The sequence below is a fragment of the Sphingomonas sp. OV641 genome (genome assembly GCF_900109205.1).
Classification (GTDB): domain Bacteria; phylum Pseudomonadota; class Alphaproteobacteria; order Sphingomonadales; family Sphingomonadaceae; genus Sphingomonas.
Genome location: NZ_FNZB01000001.1, coordinates 1,624,155 through 1,645,892, shown reverse-complemented (window position 1 = coordinate 1,645,892; position 21,738 = coordinate 1,624,155). Strand labels below are relative to the sequence as shown.

Genomic DNA, 21,738 nt, shown 5'->3' with positions numbered 1-21,738 from the left:
AGTGCACAACGGTGCGCATCGTTGGGGATCGCAAGATGCCCGGCACGACAGACATCTGGGGGGTTGCTTGAAGCTGAAATTCGTACTGGCGGTTACCGCCGCCATTGCCGCGCCGCTTGCCGCACAAAATAGGCCCGAGACCAAGACTGAACGCGCCGATGATGCGGTGATCCCGCCGCCGGTAGTTTCTATCACCCGCCACAGCGGAACTTTCGGTGGCACGCGCATCAACTATCGTGCGATCGCCGGTGAAACGTACCTGAAGGACAAGGATGGCAAGCCGCTCGCTGCCATCACGTCTTACAGCTATATCAAGGAGGGGCCGGTCGATCCGAAACGGCCGGTGACCTTCCTGTGGAATGGCGGGCCAGGCTCCGGGTCGCTGTGGCTGCATATGGGCGCTTTCGGGCCCAAGCGCGTGGTAATTCCGTCGGACGCGCGCGACGATGGCGCGCCGCCCTATCCGATCGTCGACAATGTCGATTCGCTGCTGGACGTTACCGATATCGTCTTCATCGATCCGGTAGGCACCGGCTTCAGCCGCGCACTTGGGAAGACCGATCCGAAGGATTATTGGGGTGTTACCAAGGATGCCAAGTCCATGGCGGCCTTCATCCGGCTGTGGCTGAACGAGCATGGACGCTGGAACGCCCCGAAGTTCATCGGCGGTGAAAGCTACGGCACGACCCGGTCCGCCGCCGTCATCAACGAGCTTGAAGGAACCTACACCGATGTTTCGGTGAACGGGATCATCCTCATCTCTTCGATTCTGGATCTGAGCGCGGCGGCAGATACGCCGGGCAACGAGATCGGCTACATCACCAACCTGCCATCGATGGCGGCCACGGCCTGGTATCACAACAAGGTTGCCGATCGTCCGGCGACGGTGGAACAGTTCGTTGCAGAGGCGAAGGCGTTTGCCATCGGCCCATATGCCGCAGCCCTGCTGAAGGGGAATGCGCTGAGCGCCGAGGAACGGCAGGCGGTCCTGCCGCAGCTCTCGCGCTACACCGGGGTGTCGCAGGACTATCTCGCGCGCGCCGATCTGCGGCTTGCGCCTGGTCGTTTCTACAAGGAGCTATTGCGCGATCGTGGGCAGACGATCGGTCGTCTCGACACGCGATACCTGGGCAAGGATTACGACAATGCCGGTGAGGAGCCGGACAATGATCCGAGCTTCTACGCGATCGATGGTGCCTATACCGCAGCGATGAATGCTTATGCCCGCGAAACGCTGAAATATTCGCCGGACCTAACCTATGTGTCGATCGGCGGCGTTCGGGACTGGGACTGGCAGATCGGCGGCCCGCGCGGCGGGGCGGGATATGTCAACGTCGCGCCTTACATCGGCCGGGCCATGCGAGAGAACAGTGGGCTGCGCGTGTTCGTCGGCCAGGGCTATTACGACTTCGCAACGCCGTTCTTCGGCGCTGAATATTCGCTCAGCCGGACCGGGATTCCGAACGACGGCCGGATCACCTGGCATTGGTACAATGCCGGCCACATGATGTACGTTCGCGATGAGGATTTGCGGAAGCTTTCCGCTGACGTGCGAGCCTTTATCAAAGCTCGCTAAGAACGGTCCGGATGGCGTGCTCCAGGGCCTCGCCATCCTCCGGCCGAGCGAAGCTGTGTGACCCGGTGGGAATGGTGACGGTGCGCGGGGCAATCCCCGCGCGCCGCGCCGCATCGGCATAGGCGACGGCGGTTCCATCGCTTTCGGCCAGAATGATCGTTGCGTCTCCGTGCCAATCCGTGATCGCCCGCATGGTGCGAGTGGTAAGATCCTCTTCGATCTCGGGGACAGCGAGCCTGTGCAATCCGGCGATGAGTTTGCGCGGCGAGAGGCCGCGTGTCGCAATCCGCTTCCAGGCGGAGGGGCTTCGCAACTGAGAAAGATAGTGTGCCTTGATCGCGGCGCGCGGGGGAAGGGTCGAGCTGCCCTCCACGACCCAGGGGTTGGCGAGGATCACCGCGTCGCAGCCTGCTTCCCGACCCCACCAGGCGAGGCAGGTCGCGGCGTCGCAATTGCCGAAGCCGACCAGGCGCTTCACCTGTGGCGCGTTCGCCCGAAATATGGCGGCGGCGGCAAGAAGGTCCTCGCGCGCGCTTTCGAAACCGCCGTTCCGCCCACCCGAGTCGCCCACACCGCGACGGTCATAACGGAACACCGGCGTTCCCGTGGTTGCGAGGCGTCTCGCGAGAAGCGCCATGCCGCGATGGGCGCCAGCCCTGATCTCGTTCCCGCCGGTGACGATCAGCAAACCGGTCCCACCCATGGCTTGGTCCAGCGTGCCGAAGAGCATTTCTTCGGCAACGGGAAAGGCGATGTGACGGCGAGCGGTCATCTACGGGTCATCCGCGACGCGGATCGATGACGAAGATCATCATCCGGGCTGAGCTTTGATCCAGGCGAAAAGATCGTCCGCGACAAGGCTTTGTAGAGCAGCGTCGGTACTTGGCTCGCTGCCCCGCCATAGCGCCCGACCGGCCAATTTCCGGTCCGCCGCCTTGGTGTCACTGTCGAGGCGCACCACCCGAAGCGGGCCGCTCGTCATGGGCTGCGCCGATGCCAGCGCCGCGAACATCTCGTCCGACACTATGTTGCCTGCCACGTCGGCGCTGCCGGCCAATGCTCGCACACGCGTCAGTTCGCGGACCAATCCCTCACCTGTTTGAGGTGACAGATACCAGCGCGAGGCAGCATCAGCGTCACCGTCGACCAACGCACCGCTGCGCCAGGCACAAATATGCACCGGATCTCTCACGTGCCGGCAGGCGGCCGCAAACGCGTCTCTCCAGGTCTGAAGGGCGGCATCTTTCGTTTCGATGGGGCTTTCACCGGTGCCCGGCAGGTCCGCGAGGGCAGCGCCGATCCCGCGTGCCGCCAATTGTCGAAGCACGTCGACCAAAGCGGCGCGAGTCCGGTTGCCTTCTTCGAACAGCGGCAATGCGGCCATCACGCGCGGCCCGCTTTCCGGGCCGAAGCAGAGCATCATTTCGCGTCCGCCGGCCCAATCATAATAATCGATGCGCGGGCCGGGCGCGCCCGCCATGGCTCAGACCAGCGACTTGCTGGCGGCAAAGGTGGTGAGAGCGCCAAAGGTCTCGAGCATATCCCCATCGACCTCATCATCATCGATAACGATCCCGAGCCGATCTTCGATCTCGGTCAGAACGCCGGCGACCGCCATGGAGTCGAGTTCCGGAAGCGCACCGAACAACGGCGTCGAATCATCAAAGGCCGAGACACGCTCGTCAGACAGGGCAAGTACGTCCTTGAGCACGGCGCGAACGGTTGCGTCGACTTCGGGTTTGCCTTCCGGAATCACCTGCGTCCCCTCAAAATTCTTAAGTGCCGTTAAGCCGGGGGGATGAAATCCGCAACGCCCCGGCGCTATGACAGGCTGATGGTTGCGGTTGATGAGACGCCCCGGCGAATAGATCATGTCCTGATGGGCGACGGCAGTGCCCCGGCGCTGGTCGATCGTGCGGGCGTGCTGACCTATGCCGATGCCGAGGAGCAGGTCGGCAGGCTGGCGGGCTGGCTGGCAGGACAGCGGCTTGCAGGACAGGGGCTGGCGGCTGGCGACCGCGTGGCCACGTGGCTTCCGAAAACGAGGGAGGCTTGCCTGATGCCGCTGGCGGCGGCGCGGGCAGGGCTGATCCATGTTCCCGTCAACCCTTTGTTGAAGCGGGCTCAAGTCGCCCATATCCTGGCAGACAGCGGGGCGCGGTTGCTTTTGACCCAGCCTGCACGCGCAGCGACGCTGGAGCCGCAGGATGTAGCCCAGGTGGCCGTTCACCATGCCGCCGGGGTTGGAGACAATCTTCCGCGATCAGGGGGCGACACGAGCGCTCTTGCCGCCATTCTCTACACGTCGGGGTCCACGGGGCGGCCGAAGGGCGTCATGCTCAGCCATGCGAACCTTTGGCTCGGGGCGAACAGTGTCGCGCATTATCTGCGCCTTGCAGCCGATGATGTTGTTCTGGGCGTGTTGCCGCTTAGCTTCGACTATGGTCAGAACCAATTGTTCTCCACTTGGCTCGCGGGCGCATCGGTTGCCCCGCTAGATTATTTGACGCCGCGCGACGTGGTGAAAGCGGTGGAGCGCGTGGGCGCGACAACGCTTGCCGGCGTGCCGCCGCTGTGGGTGCAACTGCTCGAAACGGACTGGCCCGACGCGGCCGCTAACCGGCTGCGCCGCCTTACGAATTCCGGCGGCGCGCTGACCATTCGCATGGTTCGCGCCTTGCGGCAGCGGTTCCCTGAAGCGGATTTATATCCAATGTACGGCCTTACCGAAGCCTTCCGGTCAACGTTCCTCGATCCGGCCCTGGTCGACTTCCACCCGGAGTCGATCGGACAGGAAATCCCGCACGCCGAGGTGATGATCGTTGACGCGACCGGTGCGCGAGCGGCGGTCGGCGAGCCAGGCGAACTGGTCCATGCAGGGCCGTTGGTGGCGCAGGGCTATTGGCAGGATCCGGAGCGTACTGCGCAGCGGTTTCGGCCTGCTCCGGCCTTTTCACAATATGGGGGGACCGCTGTCTGGTCCGGCGACAGTGCGATCCTGGAGAAAAATGGCCTGCTGCGTTTCGTCGGGCGAGACGATGAGATGATCAAGTCAGCGGGCAATCGGATCAGCCCCGGGGAACTCGAGGAAGCGGTGATGGCGGGCGGCGAGGCGGCGGAAGCGGTCGCGGTCGGCGTGCCGGATACGCGTCTGGGCCAGGCCGTTGTGCTGGTGCTGCGAGGGGATCAAGCACGGGAAAGTGGCCTGCGCGATCGATTGCGGCGCGACCTGCCGAATTTCATGCAGCCTGCCCGGTTCCACTGGCTCCAGACGTTGCCGCGCAATGCCAACGGCAAGCTGGACCGCGCGGCCATTCGCGCCTTTGTTCACGACCAAAATGGCGAGCGGACGACACTGGCGCAGGACCCAAAAGAATGAGCAAGCCGTTCGGCCCCTTGCCGCCGGAGTTCGCCACGCAGACCGGCGAGCTGATCATCGGCGGGCGTGCTACGAGCGCCTGGGTCGCCGAGTTCGGCTCGCCGTTATTCGTCTATGATCCGGCGATCGTGGCGGCGCGGGTCGATGCGTTCCGCGCGGCGTTCCCGGCAGTCGACCTTCATTATGCCATCAAGGCGAACCCGCATCCCGGATTGCTGGAGGTGGTTGCACCTCTGGTCGACGGACTTGATGTCGCGTCCGCGGGCGAATTGCAGAAGGCATGTGCGGTTAAGCCCGCTCACGCGATCAGCTTTGCGGGGCCAGGCAAGCGCGATGCTGAGCTCGAGGCCGCCATCGCCGCCGGCGCCACGCTGAACGTCGAGTCCGAGGGCGAAGCGGCTCGCGCGATCATCATCGGGGACCGGTTAGGCATCGCGCCGCGACTGGCGGTGAGGGTCAATCCCGACATGGAGCTCAAAGGCTCCGGCATGAAGATGGGCGGGCGACCGTCACCCTTTGGCGTCGATGCCGAGCGCGCGGCCGCGCTGGTCAAGGAGGTCGTTCGCGCCGGTGCCGATTGGCGGGGATTCCACATCTTCGCCGGAAGCCAGGCGTTGGACAGCCAGGCGTTGATCGAGACGCAGGCGGCAACGCTGATGCTGGCGGAGCGCCTGAGCGTTGAAGCTGGGCACCGGCCACCTTTGGTCAATCTGGGCGGCGGGTTCGGCGTGCCCTATTTCGCGGGCGACTTGCCGATCGATCTCCATGCGATTGGCAATGCGCTGGCGGAGAACATCCGTGCTTCATCGCTTGCTTTGGCCGGCACGTCGTTTGCCATCGAACTGGGGCGGTGGCTGGTCGCTGAATCCGGTGTCTACCTGACGCGGATCGTGGATCGAAAGGACAGCCGCGGCGAAACCTTCCTGATCGTCGACGGTGGCCTTCACCATCAACTGGCTGCCAGCGGGAATTTCGGCACGGTCGTGCGCCGAAACTATCCGGTTGCGGTTGCCCAGCGGCTGGGAGCGACAGCGCAGGATGAGGTGTCGGTGGTCGGATGCTTGTGCACCCCGCTCGACCGGCTGGCAGATCGCGTGGCCCTGCCAACGGCAGACGTAGGCGATGTGATCGCGATCTTTCTGGCGGGGGCGTATGGCGCAACGGCCAGCCCCAGTGCCTTTTTGGGACACCCGTCCCCCACCGAGGTGGTTGTTCGGCGCTCCTAACGCTATCTTCACCTCTTACTTTCAAGAGGAAGTTGGCAGAAACCGGTAGGGGATAACCCTCCCTGTACCGATGGTTTGCGCCTGACGGAGGTTATTTGATGCGCGTATCGCGAGGGTACATTTCCTTGCCTGCAGCCCTGCTCGCTATGACGATGCTGGCCGGATGCGCGAGCGTCGCGAGCAACCGACCGGAATTGCCGCCAGCGGCGTTCGTCGCTCAGCGCGAACAGCCGGGTGACGAATATATCATCGGCCCGCTCGATTCTCTCCAGGTCTTCGTGTGGCGCAATCCGGAACTGTCCGCGAAGGTGCAGGTGCGGCCGGACGGGCGCATCACGACCCCGCTCGTCAACGACATGCCCGCCGTCGGCAAGACGCCGGCAATGCTCGCCGACGACATGAAGCTCGCGCTGCGGGAATATATCAAGGATCCGATCGTCAGCGTCATCGTGGACAGCTTCTCCGGCACGTACAGCCAGCAGGTGCGCATCGTTGGCGCGACGGAAAAGCCGGCAGCGCTGCCCTATCGCGCGAACATGACCCTGCTTGATGCGATGATCGCTGTCGGGGGATTGAACGAATATGCAGCCGGGAACCGCGCGCGCCTGATCCGATATGATCGCGCCACCGGCAAACAGGCTGAATATCAGCTCAACATCAATCGCTTGCTCAAGGACGGCGACTCGAAGGCGAACGTTCGGCTGGAACCGGGTGATGTGATCATCATCCCCGAGAGCATGTTCTGAAGGCGCGCTGGTGACCGGGCTGTACGAAGAGGTCAGGATCGCGGTTCATGCCGTGTGGACCCGGCGCTGGTTGGCGCTCGGCGTCGCCTGGGCCATTTGCCTGCTTGGCTGGCTGGCCGTCAGCCAGATTCCCAGCCGGTATGAAAGCCGCGCGCGCGTGTTCGTGCAGATGCGATCGGTCCTGCCGTCCGTTGGCGATGCCAGCGCGATGGGCGATCAGCAGCGTGACATCGATACCGTTCGCCAGACGCTCACCTCTTCGGTGAACCTGCAAAAGGTCGTCCGCGGCACCGATCTGGCGAAGACCGCCTCCACCGATCAGGAGGTCGCCGACCGGGCGGCGGGCCTGCAGAATGCGATCAAGATCACCGCCCAGCAGGACAATCTCTTTGAGATCGTCAGCACGGCGGCCACGCCGAAGCTCGCCTCCAGCATTACGCAGAAGCTGATCGACATCTTCGTCGAGACGAACCTGTCGGACGATCGCGCGCAGAGCACCCAGACGCTTCAGTTCCTGGACGGGCAGTTGCAGTCGCTGGGCGCCAAGCTGCAGGATGCGGAGGCGAAGCGGGCAGATTTCCAGAATCGCTATCTTGGATCGCTACCCGGCACCGGATCAGTCAGCGACCGGATCGGCGCGGCCCGTGCGCAGATGAGCCAGGTCGACGGGGATCTGGCAGCGGCAAGCTCCAGCCTGTCAGCGCTGCAGGGGCAGCTTGCGGCAACGCCGCAAAGCATCGCTGGCGCGGCTGGCACGGCGGGCGTTGGGCCAGCGCGAGCCCGCCTGGCGGCGATCCAGGGGCAGCTCGCCGACGCGCGCGGCCGAGGATATACGGACAATCACCCCGACGTGATCGCCCTCAAGGCGCAGCTGACCCAGGCGCAGGCCGCGGTGCGGAGCGAGCCCTCGGGTGCAGCTTCCGGCGGCGTGCCCAATCCCGCCTATCTTTCGCTGCAGTCGATGCTGGCCGACCGGCAGGCGAATGTCGCGGCGCTGCGGATGCGCAAGCAGCAGCTCCAGGCCGATCTCGACACGTTGTCGGCCAAGCTGTCGGAGGACCCGGAGGTTGCCGCACAGCAGGGCGAGATCGAGCGTAATTATACCGTGCTGAAGGATCAATATGACCGCCTTCTCGCGCAGCGTGAGCAGGTGAACCTGCGCAGCCAGGCGCAGTCGCAGACCGACGCGGTCAAGTTCAGCGTGATCGATCCGCCAACGCAGCCGCGCACACCCTCTGCGCCCAACCGGCCGCTGTTGCTGACCGGCGTGCTGATCGCCGGGATCCTCGGTGGCATCGGAAGCGCCTTCGCCATGTCCAAAGTCCAGGCGACCTTTCCGACCGCCCAGCGGCTCGAAAAAATGTCCGGGATGCCGGTCATCGGCTCCATCGGTGAAATGCTGACGCGTCAGCAAGCGGAGCTGCGGCAGAAGCAATTGAAAGTGTTCATCGGTGGGGTAGGGGCGCTCGCCGTTGGCTATGTGGCGCTGCTTGGCGTCGAAATGCTTCAGCGGGGTCTTGCAGCATGACGAACGCCGACAAGAAGCATGATGAGTCGCTCATCGAGCGTGCGGCTCGGGTCTATGACTTCGGGGCGCACCTGCGACGGCGGGACGCGCCCGATACGGCGCAGGTTTCCGCTCCCGAGATCGCGGAATCCGCACCAGTCGTACAGGCACTGGCATATGCTCCGGAGCAGCAGATCGACGGCATGGCGGCGGATACAGCCCCGGTGCCTCCTGCAAAAGATTTCGGTCGTACGGAGAGCGAGGCGGCGGCAGACGATCCTGCGTTCGACCTGATCGCGGCTGCGCCGCCGGCGCCGGAAGGCGCGGAAACGCTGTCGCGCGAAGCCGCCGCGACCCTGATGGCGATCCCATCGGAGTTGCGGGCTGGCGCGGAGCCCGAAGAAGATCCGGTGCTCTTCCTTGACGGGATCGCGCATGTTGATCGGGCCATGCTGGCGGAAAAGGGCATGCTGGTTCCCGGCGCGCCGATCGGTGCGCTCGCGGAAGAATTCCGCCTGGTGAAGCGTCAGCTTCTTCTGGGCGCCCGCGCGCTCGCGTCCGGGCCTGCGGGCGAGCGTTCGCGGACCATTCTCGTCGGGTCCGCAAAGCCGGGCGAGGGTAAGACCTTCTGCGCGATCAATCTTGCGATCAGTCTGGCGGCAGAGCGCGACGTCGAGGTGCTGCTGATCGACGGCGATTTCGCGAAGCCGAACGTCATGGCGACGCTGGGCCTGGACGATTCTACCGGCTTTCTCGACATACTTGCCGATCGGAGCCTTGATCCCGAACAATTCGTGGTGCGCACCGACGTGCCGCAATTGTCACTTCTCCCGGCGGGCAAACGCAGCCACTCGGATACCGAGTTGCTCGCGAGCGCGCGTACGCGGGAGGTGGTGGAGCGCCTGCTGGCGAACGATCCGCGCCGCATCATCGTCTTCGACACGCCGCCCGCGCTCGCCGCGTCGCCCGCATCTGTCCTGGCGCTGCTTGTCGGACAGGTGATGCTGGTCGTGCGGGCGGACCGGACGACCGAGGCGGAGATCCGTGAGGCGGTCAATCTTTTGGACGGTTGCGAGCAGATCAGCCTGGTACTGAATTCACGATCCTACGAGCCCGGCCGCGGCCGGTTCGGAAGCTATTACGGTTAGGAAGGCAGCGTGCTGAGGCTTCAAGAGAGGGCACTGGGTTGCAGCGTCACGTTGGTGATGCTTCTTGCTGCGACCAGCGTCCAGGCACGCGATCGCTACGTCGCACCTTATATCGAGGTTGCGCAGGTTCTCGACGTGGGTCTCAGCAACGACGAGGTGCTGACCTATTCGCAGGTGGCGGTGGGCATCGATGCCGGGATCAGCGGGCGGCGTGTCGAAGGGCAGGTAAGCTACCGCTACGAGCGCCGGATCCAGTGGGACGACCGCATCGCCGACGACAATGTGCATACCGGCCTGGCTCGCGCATCAGCAACGCTTGCGCCGGGATTTACGGTTGAAGGTGGTGCCGTCGCGACCCGAGCGCGGGCCGACATTCGGGGGACGGCGCCGGGCAGCTTCGTTGGCAATGTCGACAATGTGACCCAGGTATATTCGGTCTACGCCGGCCCCAGTCTCACCACCAGGGCGGGGCCGGTGGAGATCGCCGCCGCGGCGTTCGGCGGCTACACCAAGGTAGAAGCGCCGGTGTCGACGGGCTTGGCAGCCGGCCAGCAGCGGCTCGACTATTTCGACGATTCGAAGAGCGTGCTGGCCCAGGCATCCGCTGGCGTGCCGGTGGGCGCCGTGCTGCCCGTGGGGGTAACGGTCAGCGGCGCGTATGAGCGTGAGGAAGCTGGGCAGTTAGATCAGACGTACGAGGGTTTTTACGCGCGCGGCGACGTGACCATGCCGGTGAGCCGCACTGTCGCTCTGCGCGCAGGTGCGGGATACGAAAAAATCACGGCTTCCCAGCGCGATGCGCTGCTTGATGCCAGCGGCAACCCGGTGGTGGACGATAACGGACGGTTCGTCACCGACCCTGCCTCGCCGGAACGGATCGCCTACAATACGGACGGACTGATTTATGACGCAGGCGTCATCTGGCGTCCGAGTCCGCGCTTCGAACTGCAGGCAAACGCCGGCTACCGCTATGGCGGCGAGACCTATTTTGGTTCGCTGAACTGGCAGCTCGCCCGTGACAGTGGGCTGCAGATCGTCGTCTATGATGGGATCGAAACGTTCGGGCGGCAGCTGCGCGATGGTCTCCGCACCTTGCCAACCGCATTCCAGGGCACGGCCAACCCCTTCGGGCAACAGTTCAACGGCTGCATTTTCGGCGGCAATCCTGGGGCCGGCGGGGCCGATGCCGGGGGATGCCTGAACAACGTCTTTCAGTCGATCTCGACCGCAAGCTACAGAGCGCGCGGCGTCGACGGGGTCATTTCCGCGACGCGTGGGCGCACCGCTTATGGTCTGGGCCTTGGATATGCCAATCGGCGGCTGAACACGCCGGATGTCGCGCCCGGCACCGTCGCCCTCGGCGTCACCGACGAGAGCTATTACGCCCAGCTGTTCTGGTCGCGGGCATTGAGCCGGGTGTCGCAAGTCGACGCCAACCTCTTCGCGAATTACTATGACAGCGGCCTGCCGCTGGCCAATGGCGTGTTCAATCTTGGCGCGACCGGCACCTATTCCCACCAATTCGGCCGTTTGGGCACCGTCGCGTCGCTCGGCCTTTATACCTTCGATCAAGAAGGTTTTGATAGCCAATGGTCGGCGCAGGCGCTGCTTGGCGCGCGTTACACGTTCTAACCGGACAGCAATCTAAGGGGTCGCCCGGCATGTATGAGGAACATTTTGGCCTGACCGAACGGCCGTTCCAGCTGACGCCCGATCCGCGTTACTGGTTCGATTCGGCCACGCATCGGAAGGCAATGGCCTATCTCGGCTATGGTCTGGCCCAGGGCGAAGGCTTTATCGTCATCACTGGTGACATCGGCGCGGGCAAGACGACGCTGGTGGGCCATGTCACAGCCCAGATCGATCCGGCGAACCTCAACGTCATCACCATCGTCTCGACCGCGATCGAGGGCGACGACCTGCTGCGGGTCGTCGCAACCGGGCTGAACATCGAGCCGGCGGGTCGATCCAAGGCGGAGTTGCTGACGCTGGTGGAGCGCGGGCTTCACGCCGTCGCGCGCACGGGCCGCCGTACCCTGCTGATCGTGGATGAGGCGCAGGCGCTGCCCGTGTCGGCGTTGGAAGAGCTGCGCATGCTTTCCAACTTTCAGGCGGGCGGGCGAGCGCTGCTGCAAATATCCCTTCTCGGCCAGCCGGAGTTTCGCGAACGGCTGAACGGATCGGACAGGCTGGAGCAGCTGCGCCAGCGCGTGATCGCCATTCATCATCTGGAGCCGATGGGACCCGATGAAGTGGCGAGCTACGTCACGCACCGGCTCGGCATCGCCGGGTGGCAGGGCGAACCGAGCTTCGCGGACAATGTCTTCCCTGTCCTGCACCGCGCGAGCGGCGGCGTTCCGCGTCGCCTGAACCAGCTGATGGGGCGGGTGCTGCTACATGCCGCCATCACCGATGCCAAGGTGATCGACGCTGCGCTGGTCAACGCCGTGCGGGCGGACGCCGCCAAGGATCTGCCCAGCGCCTCCGGCATTACGCCGACAGTGCGCGCCGTGCCGAAGGCTGCACCGGAACCGTCGCGTTCCACGGAGGGCGGTTCGCCGGCCGGATCCGATCCCGAACTGCTCGGTCGCATCGCCCGGCTCGAGCAGCAGGTGAAGGAGCAGGATGCCGCGCTTCGCCGCATGCTGACGCTGCTGGTCGACTGGGTGGAAAGCGACGCGCCGGCACCGCGCGGCAGCTTGGAGGCGGTGCGCGGCGCTGCGGCCTGATGATCGTTCCCGGTAGCGAAAATGTCGCAAACGCGGCGCCGATCATCAATGGCATGTCGGTGGACGTGGAGGAATGGTTTCAGGTCGGCGCGTTCGAGAACACGATCGACAAGCAGTCGTGGGGCGATCTGCAAAGCCGGGTCGTCACCAATACCAGCGCCGTACTGGATCTGTTCGCCGAATTTGGCGTGACCGCGACATTCTTCACGCTGGGCTGGGTGGCCCACAGACACCCTGCGCTGATCCGCCGGATCGTGGACGCGGGCCATGAAATTGCGAGCCATGGCTGGGATCATCAGCGCGTCTTCACCATGAGCGCGGCAGAGTTTCGCGCCGATCTCGGCCGTGCGCGCGCCGCCCTGGAGGATGCGGGCGGCGTTGCCGTCACCGGATATCGCGCGCCGAGTTTCTCGATCGATACGCGAACCCCCTGGGCGCACGCGGTTCTTGCCGAAGAGGGGTATCTTTACTCCTCCAGCGTCGCGCCCGTCGCTCATGATCATTACGGATGGCGCGAAAGCCCGCGATTCGCGTGGCAGCCGCTATCCGACAGCGACATGATCGAATTGCCCGTGTCGGTCGCCGAGCTCGGACGGCGGCGGATGGCGGTGGGTGGCGGATTCTTTCGCCTGCTGCCCGCGGCACTGACCGATCTCGCGGTGCGCCAGGCGAATGGCGCGGGCCATGGCGGCATGTTCTATTTTCATCCCTGGGAGGTGGATCCCGACCAGCCACGGGTCTCCAACGCGCCGATGCGGTCCCGGCTGCGGCATTACAGCCGGTTGGGGGCGATGAGCGGCAAGCTGCGCGGCCTGTTGAAGCGACATAGCTGGGGCCGAGTCGATGCGGTGGCAATGCAGGAGCGGCGCGGGTGAAGACGCCTGCCGCTGCGGGCGGAGAAGTGGTCGTTCGTGAAGCAGTGGCGGAGGACGCTCGCATCGATGCGTTCGTTGCCAATCATCCCGAAGCCACGCCCTTCCACCTGACCGCATGGACGCGCGCGGTGGAGCGTGGCTGTGGGCCGCGGGGGCGCTTTCTGGTGGCGGAGCGCGCCGGCGACATCGTCGGTTATCTGCCGCTCAGCGAGATGCGTTCGCCCCTCTTCGGTGCGGCGCTCGTTTCGGCCGGTTTCGCGGTGGATGGCGGCGTGCTGGGCGAAGGGGTCGAGCCGCTGGCGGCCGCGGCGCGCGCGATCGGCTATCCCGCAGTGGAATTGCGCGGCGGACCGGTGCCTGCCGGCTGGACCGTGGATGAAGACACCTATCTCGGCTTTGTCCGGCCGCTGGCGGAGGACGAGGGTGCCGAGCTTCTCGCCGTCCCGCGCAAGCAGCGGGCCGAGGTGCGCAAGGCCCTGTCCGCCGATCTGGAGGTCGTGACCGGGGGGCTGGCCCTGGCCGACGAGCATTACCGCGTCTATGCGGAATCGGTCCGGAACCTGGGAACGCCGGTCTTTCCGCGATCGCTGTTCCGATCGGTATTGGAGATGATGGACGCGGATATTCTGACGGTGCGGCACCAGGGTCGTGCGGTCGCGAGCGTCCTCAGTCTTTATTTCGGGGGAACGGTGTTTCCTTATTGGGGCGGCGGCGTTGCGGCCGCGCGTCACCTGCGCGCCAACGATCGGATGTACTTCGCGCTGATGACGCACGCACGCGGACGAGGCTGCACACACTTCGATTTCGGGCGATCAAAGACGGGCACGGGGCCAGCCGCATTCAAAAAGAACTGGGGCTTTCTGGGCACGCCGCTGCGCTACGCCAAATGGTCTGACGGACCCGTGCGCGAGGTAAATCCGCAGAACCCCAAATATGCGATGATGGTGCGTAGCTGGAAGAAGCTGCCGTTGCCGGTCGCCAACCTTGTCGGTCCATGGATCAGCCGAGGGCTGGGCTGACGTGGATATCCTGTTTCTGGCGCATCGTGCGCCATTTCCGCCAGATCGCGGAGACCGGATCCGCAGTTTCAATGTGCTCAAATATCTGGCGGCGCGGGCCCGCATTCATTTGATCTCGTTCGTCGATGATGATGCGGCGGTGACGGACGAGCATCGCGCGATGGTCGAAACCTGCACATTGGTGAGGCGCAGCAAGCCCCAGCTTCGTGCCGCGGCGGAAGCGCTGGCGCTGCAGAAGCCAGTGTCGCTGACCGCCTTCGCCGATCGGCGCGTGAGCGAGGCGGTGACGGATGTTCTGTCCCGCCATCAGATTGATGCGATGTACGTCTTTTCCGGGCAGATGGCGCAATATGCCCCGGTGCCCGGACCCAGGATCGTGATGGATTTCGTTGATCTGGATTCGGCCAAGTTCGCCGCCTATGCCGAGGATGCGAGCGGACCGATGCGCTGGATGATGCGGCGCGAGGCACGGCTGCTGGGCGCGTATGAGCGGGCAGTGAGTGCGCGGGCGTCTGCCTCTCTGTTTGTCAGCGCGCCGGAAGCAGCGCTGTTGCCGGGAAGTCGCGTGCTGGAGAACGGCATCGATACCGTCCATTATGATCCCGGCGTCGCAGCTCCGGTCCAATGTGCACGGCCGTTGATCGTCTTCACCGGCCAGATGGATTACCGGCCGAACGTGGATGCAGTGAGCTGGTTCGCGCAATCGGTGCTGCCGCTGTTGCCGAACGCTCATTTCGCGATTGTCGGGCGAGCGCCGACAGCGGCGGTCCGCGCTCTGGCGGGTGCGCAAGTGACGGTCACGGGAGAGGTCGCGGATGTTCGCGGCTGGCTTGCGGCGGCGGATGTGGTGGTCGCCCCGCTGCACCTGGCCCGCGGCGTGCAGAACAAGGTTCTGGAAGCCATGGCCATGGCCCGGCCGGTGGTCGCCAGCCACGCCGCTGCCGAGGGGATCGATCATGCCGGGACGATCCGGACCGCGGCGGGCGCGAAGGAATTCGCAGACTGCGTTGCGGCGCTCCTGCACGATCCGGCGGGTGCGACGGCCCTTGGCGCAGCGGCCCGGCAACAGGTGATCAAGCGTTACGCTTGGGAGGCGCGGCTTGCTCCGCTGGATGCCATGCTGGGCCTGTGTCTGGCGGATCGCGCCCAGTGACTCCTGCGGTGCAGCTTCGAAGCGCTGACGAGGTCGCCGCTGGATGGCGCGTTCATCTGGCCGCGCTTGGCGCTTCATGCTTGTGCGTCCTGGCGCTGTTCCACCGTGACGTCGCCGATCTGGTGCGGATGTGGTGGACCAGCACGACCTACGGCCATTGCCTGTTTATCCTGCCGGTGGTCGGCTGGCTGGTGTGGATACGGCGGCGCGAACTCGGCGCGATGAACCCCGCTGCCTGGTGGCCGGGGCTTGCCTTGGTTGCGGCGGGCGGGTTCGGGTGGTTGCTGGGCGAAGCGGCCGGGGTGGCGGGTGCGCGGCACTTCGGCGTGCTGATCGTCTTGCAGGGCAGCGTGGTGGCAATCCTGGGGCCGCATGTTGCGCGCGCGCTGCTATTTCCGCTGTCTTACGCGTTCTTTGCGGTGCCGTTCGGCGCATGGCTGGAGCCCCCGCTACAGCAGGTGACGGTGGCGATGGTCATGCCGCTGCTCCACCTCGCCGGCGTGCCAGCAGCGGTGGAAGGCGTGCTGATCCATGCCGGGCCCTATTATTTCGAGGTTGCCGAGGCATGTTCCGGCTCCAAGTTCGTGCTGTCGATGCTGGCATTTGGTGCGCTGGTGGCCAACACCTGTTTCCGCTCATGGCGACGACGCGGGATCTTTCTGGCGGCTGCCCTTGTGGTGCCGATACTCGCCAATGGCATACGCGCGTTCGGCACCATCTGGGCAGCGCAATTTCTAGGGCTGGAGGCGGCGACCGGCTTTGATCACCTCGTTTATGGCTGGCTGTTCTTCGCCGTGGTCATGGCGGCGGTGATGGCGGTTGCGTGGGGGTGGTTTGATCGCGCGCCCGATGACGCGGCCTTCGATCCCGCCCGCTTTTCCGCTCCGCCGCAGCATCGCATTGGGCCGATCCATCCAGCCTTGCTGTGCGTCGTAACGCCGGCGTTGTTCGTCTCCTGGGCGGCCGCGATCGGGGGGCGTGTGCAGTCTTTGCCGCAGCAGCTTCAACTGCCAGCGGTGCCCGGTTGGAGCCGCGCGCCGCTCAGCACGCGCGCGCCATGGGCGCCATTCTATCCCAGCGCGGATCACCGGCTGATCGGCCGCTATGTCAATGATCGAGGCGACGCAGTGGACCTCGCCGTCGCTGTCTTTGCGCGGCAGGAGGAGGGAAGGGAAGTGATCTCCTATGGCACGGGCGTGCTGCGGGAGGGCGACCGCTGGGTGCGAGTGGCGTCCTCGCCGGCGATTGACGGGGGAACGGCGATGCGGATCACGGCGCCCGGGCCGGTGCAGCGGGTCGTGGTGACCTGGTATCGCGTGGACGGGACGGTGACGAGCGCCCCGGTCAGGGTCAAGCTGGCGACGCTGAAGGCACGGCTGCTCGGCGGGGAGCCGGGGGCGGTGGCGCTGCATCTCTCCGCCGAAGAGCGGCCGGGCCATGATGCGAGGAGGGCGGTGGCACGGTTCCGGGCGGACCTCGGCGCGCTGGACCGCGTATCAGCCGAGATCATGCGCTGATGTGCGGGCTGGCCGGCCTTTACTATCCCGAGACGCCCAAGCCGGTGGATCCGGCACGCATCCGCGCGATGACGGAGGCAATGGCGGTGCGCGGGCCGGACGGGGAAGGCGTGTGGACGGCGCCGGGCGTCGGGCTTGGGCATCGGCGGCTGTCAATCATCGACGTGGAGGGATCCCCCCAGCCGATGCATGACGAGACGGGCGCGTGCTCCGTGCTCTTCAATGGCTGCATCTACAATTATCGTGAACTACGGGCCGAACTTGGCGCAAAAGGATGGGTCTTTCGGACAGAAGGCGACACGGAGGTGCTGCTTGCCGCCTGGGCTGCCTGGGGGCCGGGGATGCTGGAACGGCTGAACGGCATGTTCGCCTTCGTCATCCATGATGCCCGCACTCAGCAGTTGTTCATGGCGCGCGACCGGATGGGCGTGAAGCCGCTGCACTATACGCGGTTGGCCGATGGAGCTTTGGCTTTCTCTTCCGAGCTCAAGGGCTTGCTGGCACACCCTCTGATGCGGCGAGTGCCGGATCTGCGCGCGATCGAGGACTATCTCGCGTTCGGCTATGTGCCGGACGATGCCTGCATCGTGGCGGGGGTGAGCAAGCTGCCGGCCGGCCATTACCTCCTGGTGCAGCGCGGCAAGCCGGTGCCGGCGCCAGTGAAATGGTGGGACGTGTCCTTCGCCGACCGGGCAAAAGGCTCCGCCAAGTCATTGGAAGAAGAGCTGATCGCCCATATGCGCGAAGCCGTGCGGTCGCGATTGGTGGCCGATGTGCCGCTTGGTGCCTTCTTGTCCGGCGGCGTCGATAGTTCCGCGGTGGTCGCGCTGATGGCGGAGGCGAGCCCGCAGGCGGTGCGCACCTGCACGATCGGTTTTGCGGAAGCCGGCCATGACGAACGGGCCTATGCCGCAGCGGTCGCGGAGCGGTTCCGGACGGATCATGACACGCGTGTGGTGGATGCGGAGAATTTCGGCCTCATCGATCGCGTGGTCGCCGCTTTCGACGAACCGTTTGCCGATGCGTCGGCGCTGGCCACCTATCAGGTCTGCGCGCTCGCCCGCGAAAGGGTGACGGTGGCGCTGTCGGGCGATGGCGCGGATGAGATCATGGCCGGCTATCGTCGCTACCGCTTCCAGGCGGCGGAGGAGCGGGTGCGCGCGCTGTTGCCGGTACGATTCCGCAGCCAGGTGTTCGGCACGCTGGGCGACCTTTATCCCAAAGCCGACTGGGCGCCGCGCCCGCTGCGGGCGAAGACAACGCTGCTGGCGCTCGCCGACGATGGCGCGGAGGCCTATGCCCGGTCGGTCGGTGTGACCACGCCCGCGCTGCGCGCACGGCTGTTCAACGATGCCGCTCGGCGCGCGCTGAACGGGCATCGCGCCGAGGACCGCTATGTTGCGGCGATGCGCGATGCGCCGGCGCGCGACCCGATCGATCGGGCACAATATGCCGACATGAAGATCTGGCTGCCCGGCGACATATTGGCGAAAACCGACCGGACCAGCATGGCGGTGAGCCTGGAGGCGCGCGAGCCGCTGCTCGACTATAGGCTGGTGTCCTTCGCCGCCCGCCTGCCCGCATCGATGCGGCTGCGGCACGGCGAGGGCAAGTGGCTGATGAAGAAAGCCATGGAACGCTATCTGCCGCGCGACATCCTCTATCGCCCCAAGATGGGCTTCGTCACGCCGGTGAGCGACTGGTTTCGCGGGCCGCTAGCCGGGGAAGCGGCGGCGCTGTCTCGATCGCGCGTGCTTGCCGACACGGGCTGGTTCGACATGGAAGTGCTGCGGTCACTGGCGGAGACGCACCGCGCCGGGCGCGAGGAGCATGGGCGGACGCTGTGGCAGTTCGTGATGCTGGAACGGAGCCTGAAGCGGTTGTTCGGGTGAGGGCTGTTAGACGAGGCGCATCGGCTTCGCGGCTTTGCTCGGGAAAGCATGTCACGCTTCCGGACCAGTCAGCGGGTTGCGGCGGATGAGGTAAAAGCGGGGCGGCGGACCGGCGTGAAGTGGGAAGAGCGGCTGTGGCGATGATCATGCGCGGGACGGCGTTGTGCCGGTGCAAGTGACGGCATACCTCCGCCGGAAGGTACGGACGAAGAGGTGAAGGTTGCTGTCGATCGCATTGCTCCTGCAAGCTGTTCCAGCCGCGCCGCCCGCGCCAGTTCCGCCGCTTCATGGCGGTCCGGAGTACATGACTTGTCCAGTAGGCGGCGAGCAATTCGCCGCATGGCAGCCGTCGATGTACAGCACTTACGGCGAGCGACCCGATGGTCGGCCATACAGCTATCTGCCGTTTCCGCTTCCTGTTCCTGAATGCCCGAGCAATAAACTAATCGCGTTCGACAAGTTTTCAGAAGCAGAGACACAGAAGCTCGCTGGCCTAATAACAAATGGCGAGTACAAACGCTTGGTCGAAGCCGATACGACCTATTATCGTGCCTACTGGCTCGCGACGGCACTGGGCCGGCCCAAGCCGCAGGCGCTCGGATTGCTCCTTTCCGCTATCTGGCAAGTGTCGCCAGGCGAGTTGGCCGGAGAGGATGGCGAGACGGGCGATCCGCGCCTGGAGCGGTACCAGGACACGTTCATCAGCGAAGTGCGTGCGCTGGATGCCACGGTTGCCACCACAGACAGGGTATGGCTTCAGGCGCGCGCTGCGAATGCCGCCCGTCAGATGAAGCAGTTTGGCAAGGCGGAACGCTTGAGGCGCGAGGCTGAGGAAATGCTTACGCGGATCGATGAGAAACGTGGCTGGAATGGCTACCTTTCCAAGCTGCGCACGGTGATCAGGCGTGGCGATGCGAGCGTCGAACCGCTCGACATGATTCCGCGGCAACAGGTGGCATCAGCATGTATTCGCCTGCATGCGCCGAACCCATTCGATCGAGCAATCTGTGGCGAGCCTGAGATATCCACCCAAATTGCCAATCTGCGCAAAATACTGTCGAAGTCGCGCGAAGCTAAGCAATAGCTTTTGCACTGCCGCTGCTCTCGTCACACGCGGTTGAATTGTACGGGATGCGGCGGTCCCCGTTGTCGGTGTCTCTGCGGATTGATGAATGTTATGGGCGAGCGGCCGCTGTCTGTCGGGCCTGCCACGCCTGCAATTGTTCCACCGCGACCGATCGCCGCAGGACGCGGGCCATTGGGTCGATCACGACATGGGCGCCGGCGGGTATGGTCAGCACGCCGCGGCCGCCATCCATGGTCAGCCTTTCGATGCGGTCGCCGACCTTCACCTCGATCGGCATCGCGAACGGGCCGCCGGCGCGCCATTCCAGCGTGAGCTGGTCGCCTTGGCGTGTCTCCACCAGTTCGGGCAAAGCGGCGCGGCGTAGATAGGCGTTGAAGAACCAGTCGAGATCGCGGCCGGCCTCCTCCCTGACCAACGCCTCGAACTCGCGCGTGGAGGCGTAGCGCGGCGTGAAGTTGCCGGGCTGGGGATCGGGGCGGCCATAGACGAGGCGGCGCGTGGCGGCGAAGAAGGCACGGTCGCCGATCAGCCAACGGAGCGTGTGGAGCGTCCAGGCGCCTTTGAAATAGATGTCGGTGCCCGCGCCGCCCTTGGTGGGCTCGTACACCTCTTCCTCGGTCAGCAGCTTGTCGCGCACCACGGGCGCGATGTTGGTGATGCGATTGCGCTGTGCTTCCAGCATGACGAGGTAGCGCGCGTCGCCTTCGCGCCACTGGCCGTAGAGCGGCTGCATATATTGCGCGAACCCCTCGTGGAGCCAGTAATCGTCCCAGTTCGCCACCGTCATCTGATTGGCGAACCATTCGTGGCTCAATTCGTGCTGGAACAGCCAGTCGAACCCCTCCGGCGCCTTGGCGTATTTGTTGCCGTAAGCGTTGATGGTCTGGTGCTCCATGCCCATGTGCGGCGTCTCGACCACGCCGAGCTTCTCGTCCGCAAAGGGATAGGGGCCGATCATCTCTTCGAAGAAATCGAGGGTAGGGGCGAATTCGGCGAAGAGCGCGCGCGCCTGCTCTTCCTTGCCGGGCAGATGCCAATAGTGGAGCGGAATCTTGTTGCCGTAGCGGCTCTGATAGGTGCCAGTGATCTCCTCGAAGGGTCCGACCGCCAGCGAGATGGCGTAGGTGTTGGGCTGGCGCGCCTGCCAATTCCAGCGGGTGCGGCCATCGGGAAAGGTTTCGACGCCGGTGAGGCGACCGTTGGAAGGCGCCTTAAGCCCGGCCGGCACGATAATGTGCAGATCGACGGCGCGCGGCTCGCCCGAAGGGAAATCGAGGCAGGGCCATAGCAGATCGCAGCCATAGCCCTCGGTCGTGCTGGCCACCCATGGCTTGCCATCGGCGGTGGTGCTCCAGACCATGCCATCGGCCCAGGGCGGATTGACCGCGACATGCGGCGTGCCGGCATAGTCGATCCGGGCGCTGACCTTCTCGCCCGCGGCGAGCGGGCGGGGAAGCGCGATGGTTAACTGCCCATCGGGGTTCGACCAGGCGCGTTTTGGCAGCGCTTGCCCGTCGATGGCGATGGCGGACACCGGCAGGTTCCGGTCCAGATCGATGACGAGACGGGCGAGCGGCGCGCGCGCGGTGAAGGACAGGGTGGCCGATCCCTCGATCCGCCGCTGCTTCGGGCGTACCTCGATCGACAGGTCGGCATGGTCAAAGGTCACGCCCGTTTGCTCCGATGGGCGCGGGCCGCCGGAGATCTGCGTCTGTGCGGTGAGTGGCGGCTCGCCCTTTTGTGGCAGGCCGGCCGGACCGGGCGCCGATACCGGGGGGAGGAGCAGGGCGGCCAGCCACAGGGATGGAGAGATCATGTGGTCCTAAAATGCGATCAATGGGCGCTTTGCTCCATGATCATTGCGCGATGATTGATGGAAACGCC

At 65.1% G+C, this 21,738-nt stretch carries 18 protein-coding genes; 14 read left to right on the top strand and 4 right to left on the bottom strand.

Annotated features, from left to right (window positions below; genetic code table 11):
* The first annotated feature begins 67 nt into the window (after positions 1-67).
* Complete coding sequence (locus BMX36_RS07815; protein WP_093064327.1) at positions 68-1,576, top strand: S10 family peptidase; 1,509 nt, start codon at positions 68-70, stop codon at positions 1,574-1,576.
* On the opposite strand, the gene BMX36_RS07810 is transcribed toward BMX36_RS07815, so the two are convergent.
* From BMX36_RS07810 to BMX36_RS07800, 3 genes are read right to left on the bottom strand one after another with little or no spacing between them, the layout of a single operon-like run.
* Complete coding sequence (locus BMX36_RS07810; RefSeq protein WP_093064325.1) at positions 1,563-2,348, bottom strand: hydrolase 1, exosortase A system-associated; 786 nt, start codon at positions 2,346-2,348, stop codon at positions 1,563-1,565. The two genes, BMX36_RS07815 and BMX36_RS07810, sit on opposite strands and share 14 nt — an antisense overlap.
* A 39-nt stretch (positions 2,349-2,387) precedes the next feature.
* Complete coding sequence (locus BMX36_RS07805; protein WP_093064323.1) at positions 2,388-3,056, bottom strand: alpha/beta hydrolase family protein; 669 nt, start codon at positions 3,054-3,056, stop codon at positions 2,388-2,390.
* 3 nt (positions 3,057-3,059) lie between these two features.
* Complete coding sequence (locus BMX36_RS07800; protein WP_066781872.1) at positions 3,060-3,332, bottom strand: acyl carrier protein; 273 nt, start codon at positions 3,330-3,332, stop codon at positions 3,060-3,062.
* 78 nt (positions 3,333-3,410) lie between these two features.
* Between BMX36_RS07800 and BMX36_RS07795 the strand changes: the two genes are divergently transcribed.
* From BMX36_RS07795 to BMX36_RS07735, 13 genes are all read left to right on the top strand, one after another.
* A complete protein-coding gene (locus tag BMX36_RS07795; RefSeq protein ID WP_093065378.1) occupies positions 3,411-4,955 on the top strand; it encodes an AMP-binding protein in 1,545 nt (514 codons plus the stop codon).
* Positions 4,952-6,181: a pyridoxal-dependent decarboxylase, exosortase A system-associated gene (locus BMX36_RS07790; protein ID WP_093064321.1), complete on the top strand. Its 1,230-nt coding sequence runs from the start codon at positions 4,952-4,954 to the stop codon at positions 6,179-6,181. The genes BMX36_RS07795 and BMX36_RS07790 overlap by 4 nt, the downstream gene beginning before the upstream one ends.
* 98 nt (positions 6,182-6,279) lie before the next feature.
* On the top strand, positions 6,280-6,927 hold the full coding sequence (locus BMX36_RS07785; protein WP_093064319.1) for an XrtA/PEP-CTERM system exopolysaccharide export protein: 648 nt from the start codon (positions 6,280-6,282) through the stop codon (positions 6,925-6,927).
* A 10-nt stretch (positions 6,928-6,937) separates the two neighbouring features.
* Positions 6,938-8,455 (top strand): XrtA system polysaccharide chain length determinant, encoded by a 1,518-nt coding sequence (locus BMX36_RS07780; RefSeq protein WP_093064317.1) that lies wholly within the window; start codon positions 6,938-6,940, stop codon positions 8,453-8,455.
* On the top strand, positions 8,452-9,582 hold the full coding sequence (locus tag BMX36_RS07775) for an AAA family ATPase (RefSeq protein WP_256210694.1): 1,131 nt from the start codon (positions 8,452-8,454) through the stop codon (positions 9,580-9,582). The genes BMX36_RS07780 and BMX36_RS07775 overlap by 4 nt, the downstream gene beginning before the upstream one ends.
* Positions 9,583-9,591: 9 nt before the next feature.
* On the top strand, positions 9,592-11,214 hold the full coding sequence (locus BMX36_RS07770) for a porin family protein (protein ID WP_256210693.1): 1,623 nt from the start codon (positions 9,592-9,594) through the stop codon (positions 11,212-11,214).
* Positions 11,215-11,243: 29 nt separating this feature from the next.
* Entirely contained in the window at positions 11,244-12,311 is a 1,068-nt protein-coding gene (locus BMX36_RS07765; protein ID WP_093064313.1) for an ExeA family protein, read from the top strand.
* Positions 12,311-13,186: an XrtA system polysaccharide deacetylase gene (locus BMX36_RS07760; RefSeq protein WP_256210692.1), complete on the top strand. Its 876-nt coding sequence runs from the start codon at positions 12,311-12,313 to the stop codon at positions 13,184-13,186. The genes BMX36_RS07765 and BMX36_RS07760 overlap by 1 nt, the downstream gene beginning before the upstream one ends.
* A complete protein-coding gene (locus tag BMX36_RS07755) occupies positions 13,183-14,205 on the top strand; it encodes a FemAB family XrtA/PEP-CTERM system-associated protein (protein ID WP_093064311.1) in 1,023 nt (340 codons plus the stop codon). Before BMX36_RS07760 ends, BMX36_RS07755 begins: the two co-directional genes overlap by 4 nt.
* 1 nt (position 14,206) lies before the next feature.
* Positions 14,207-15,358: a TIGR03087 family PEP-CTERM/XrtA system glycosyltransferase gene (locus BMX36_RS07750; protein WP_093064309.1), complete on the top strand. Its 1,152-nt coding sequence runs from the start codon at positions 14,207-14,209 to the stop codon at positions 15,356-15,358.
* Between the two features lie 8 nt (positions 15,359-15,366).
* Positions 15,367-16,875 carry an exosortase A gene (gene xrtA, locus BMX36_RS07745; protein WP_256210691.1) on the top strand — a complete coding sequence of 503 codons (1,509 nt, stop codon included), beginning with the start codon at positions 15,367-15,369 and terminating at the stop codon, positions 16,873-16,875.
* The gene (locus BMX36_RS07740; protein WP_093064307.1) at positions 16,875-18,767 is read left to right on the top strand and encodes an XrtA/PEP-CTERM system amidotransferase; all 1,893 of its coding nucleotides are present in this window, start codon (positions 16,875-16,877) and stop codon (positions 18,765-18,767) included. The genes xrtA and BMX36_RS07740 overlap by 1 nt, the downstream gene beginning before the upstream one ends.
* 220 nt (positions 18,768-18,987) lie before the next feature.
* On the top strand, positions 18,988-19,851 hold the full coding sequence (locus tag BMX36_RS07735; protein WP_143058533.1) for a hypothetical protein: 864 nt from the start codon (positions 18,988-18,990) through the stop codon (positions 19,849-19,851).
* A 91-nt stretch (positions 19,852-19,942) separates the two neighbouring features.
* Here BMX36_RS07735 and BMX36_RS07730 read toward each other — a convergent pair whose 3' ends face one another.
* Positions 19,943-21,670, bottom strand: coding sequence for a M1 family metallopeptidase (locus tag BMX36_RS07730; protein ID WP_093064303.1), 1,728 nt, complete (start codon positions 21,668-21,670; stop codon positions 19,943-19,945).
* Between the last annotated feature and the right edge of the window lie 68 nt (positions 21,671-21,738).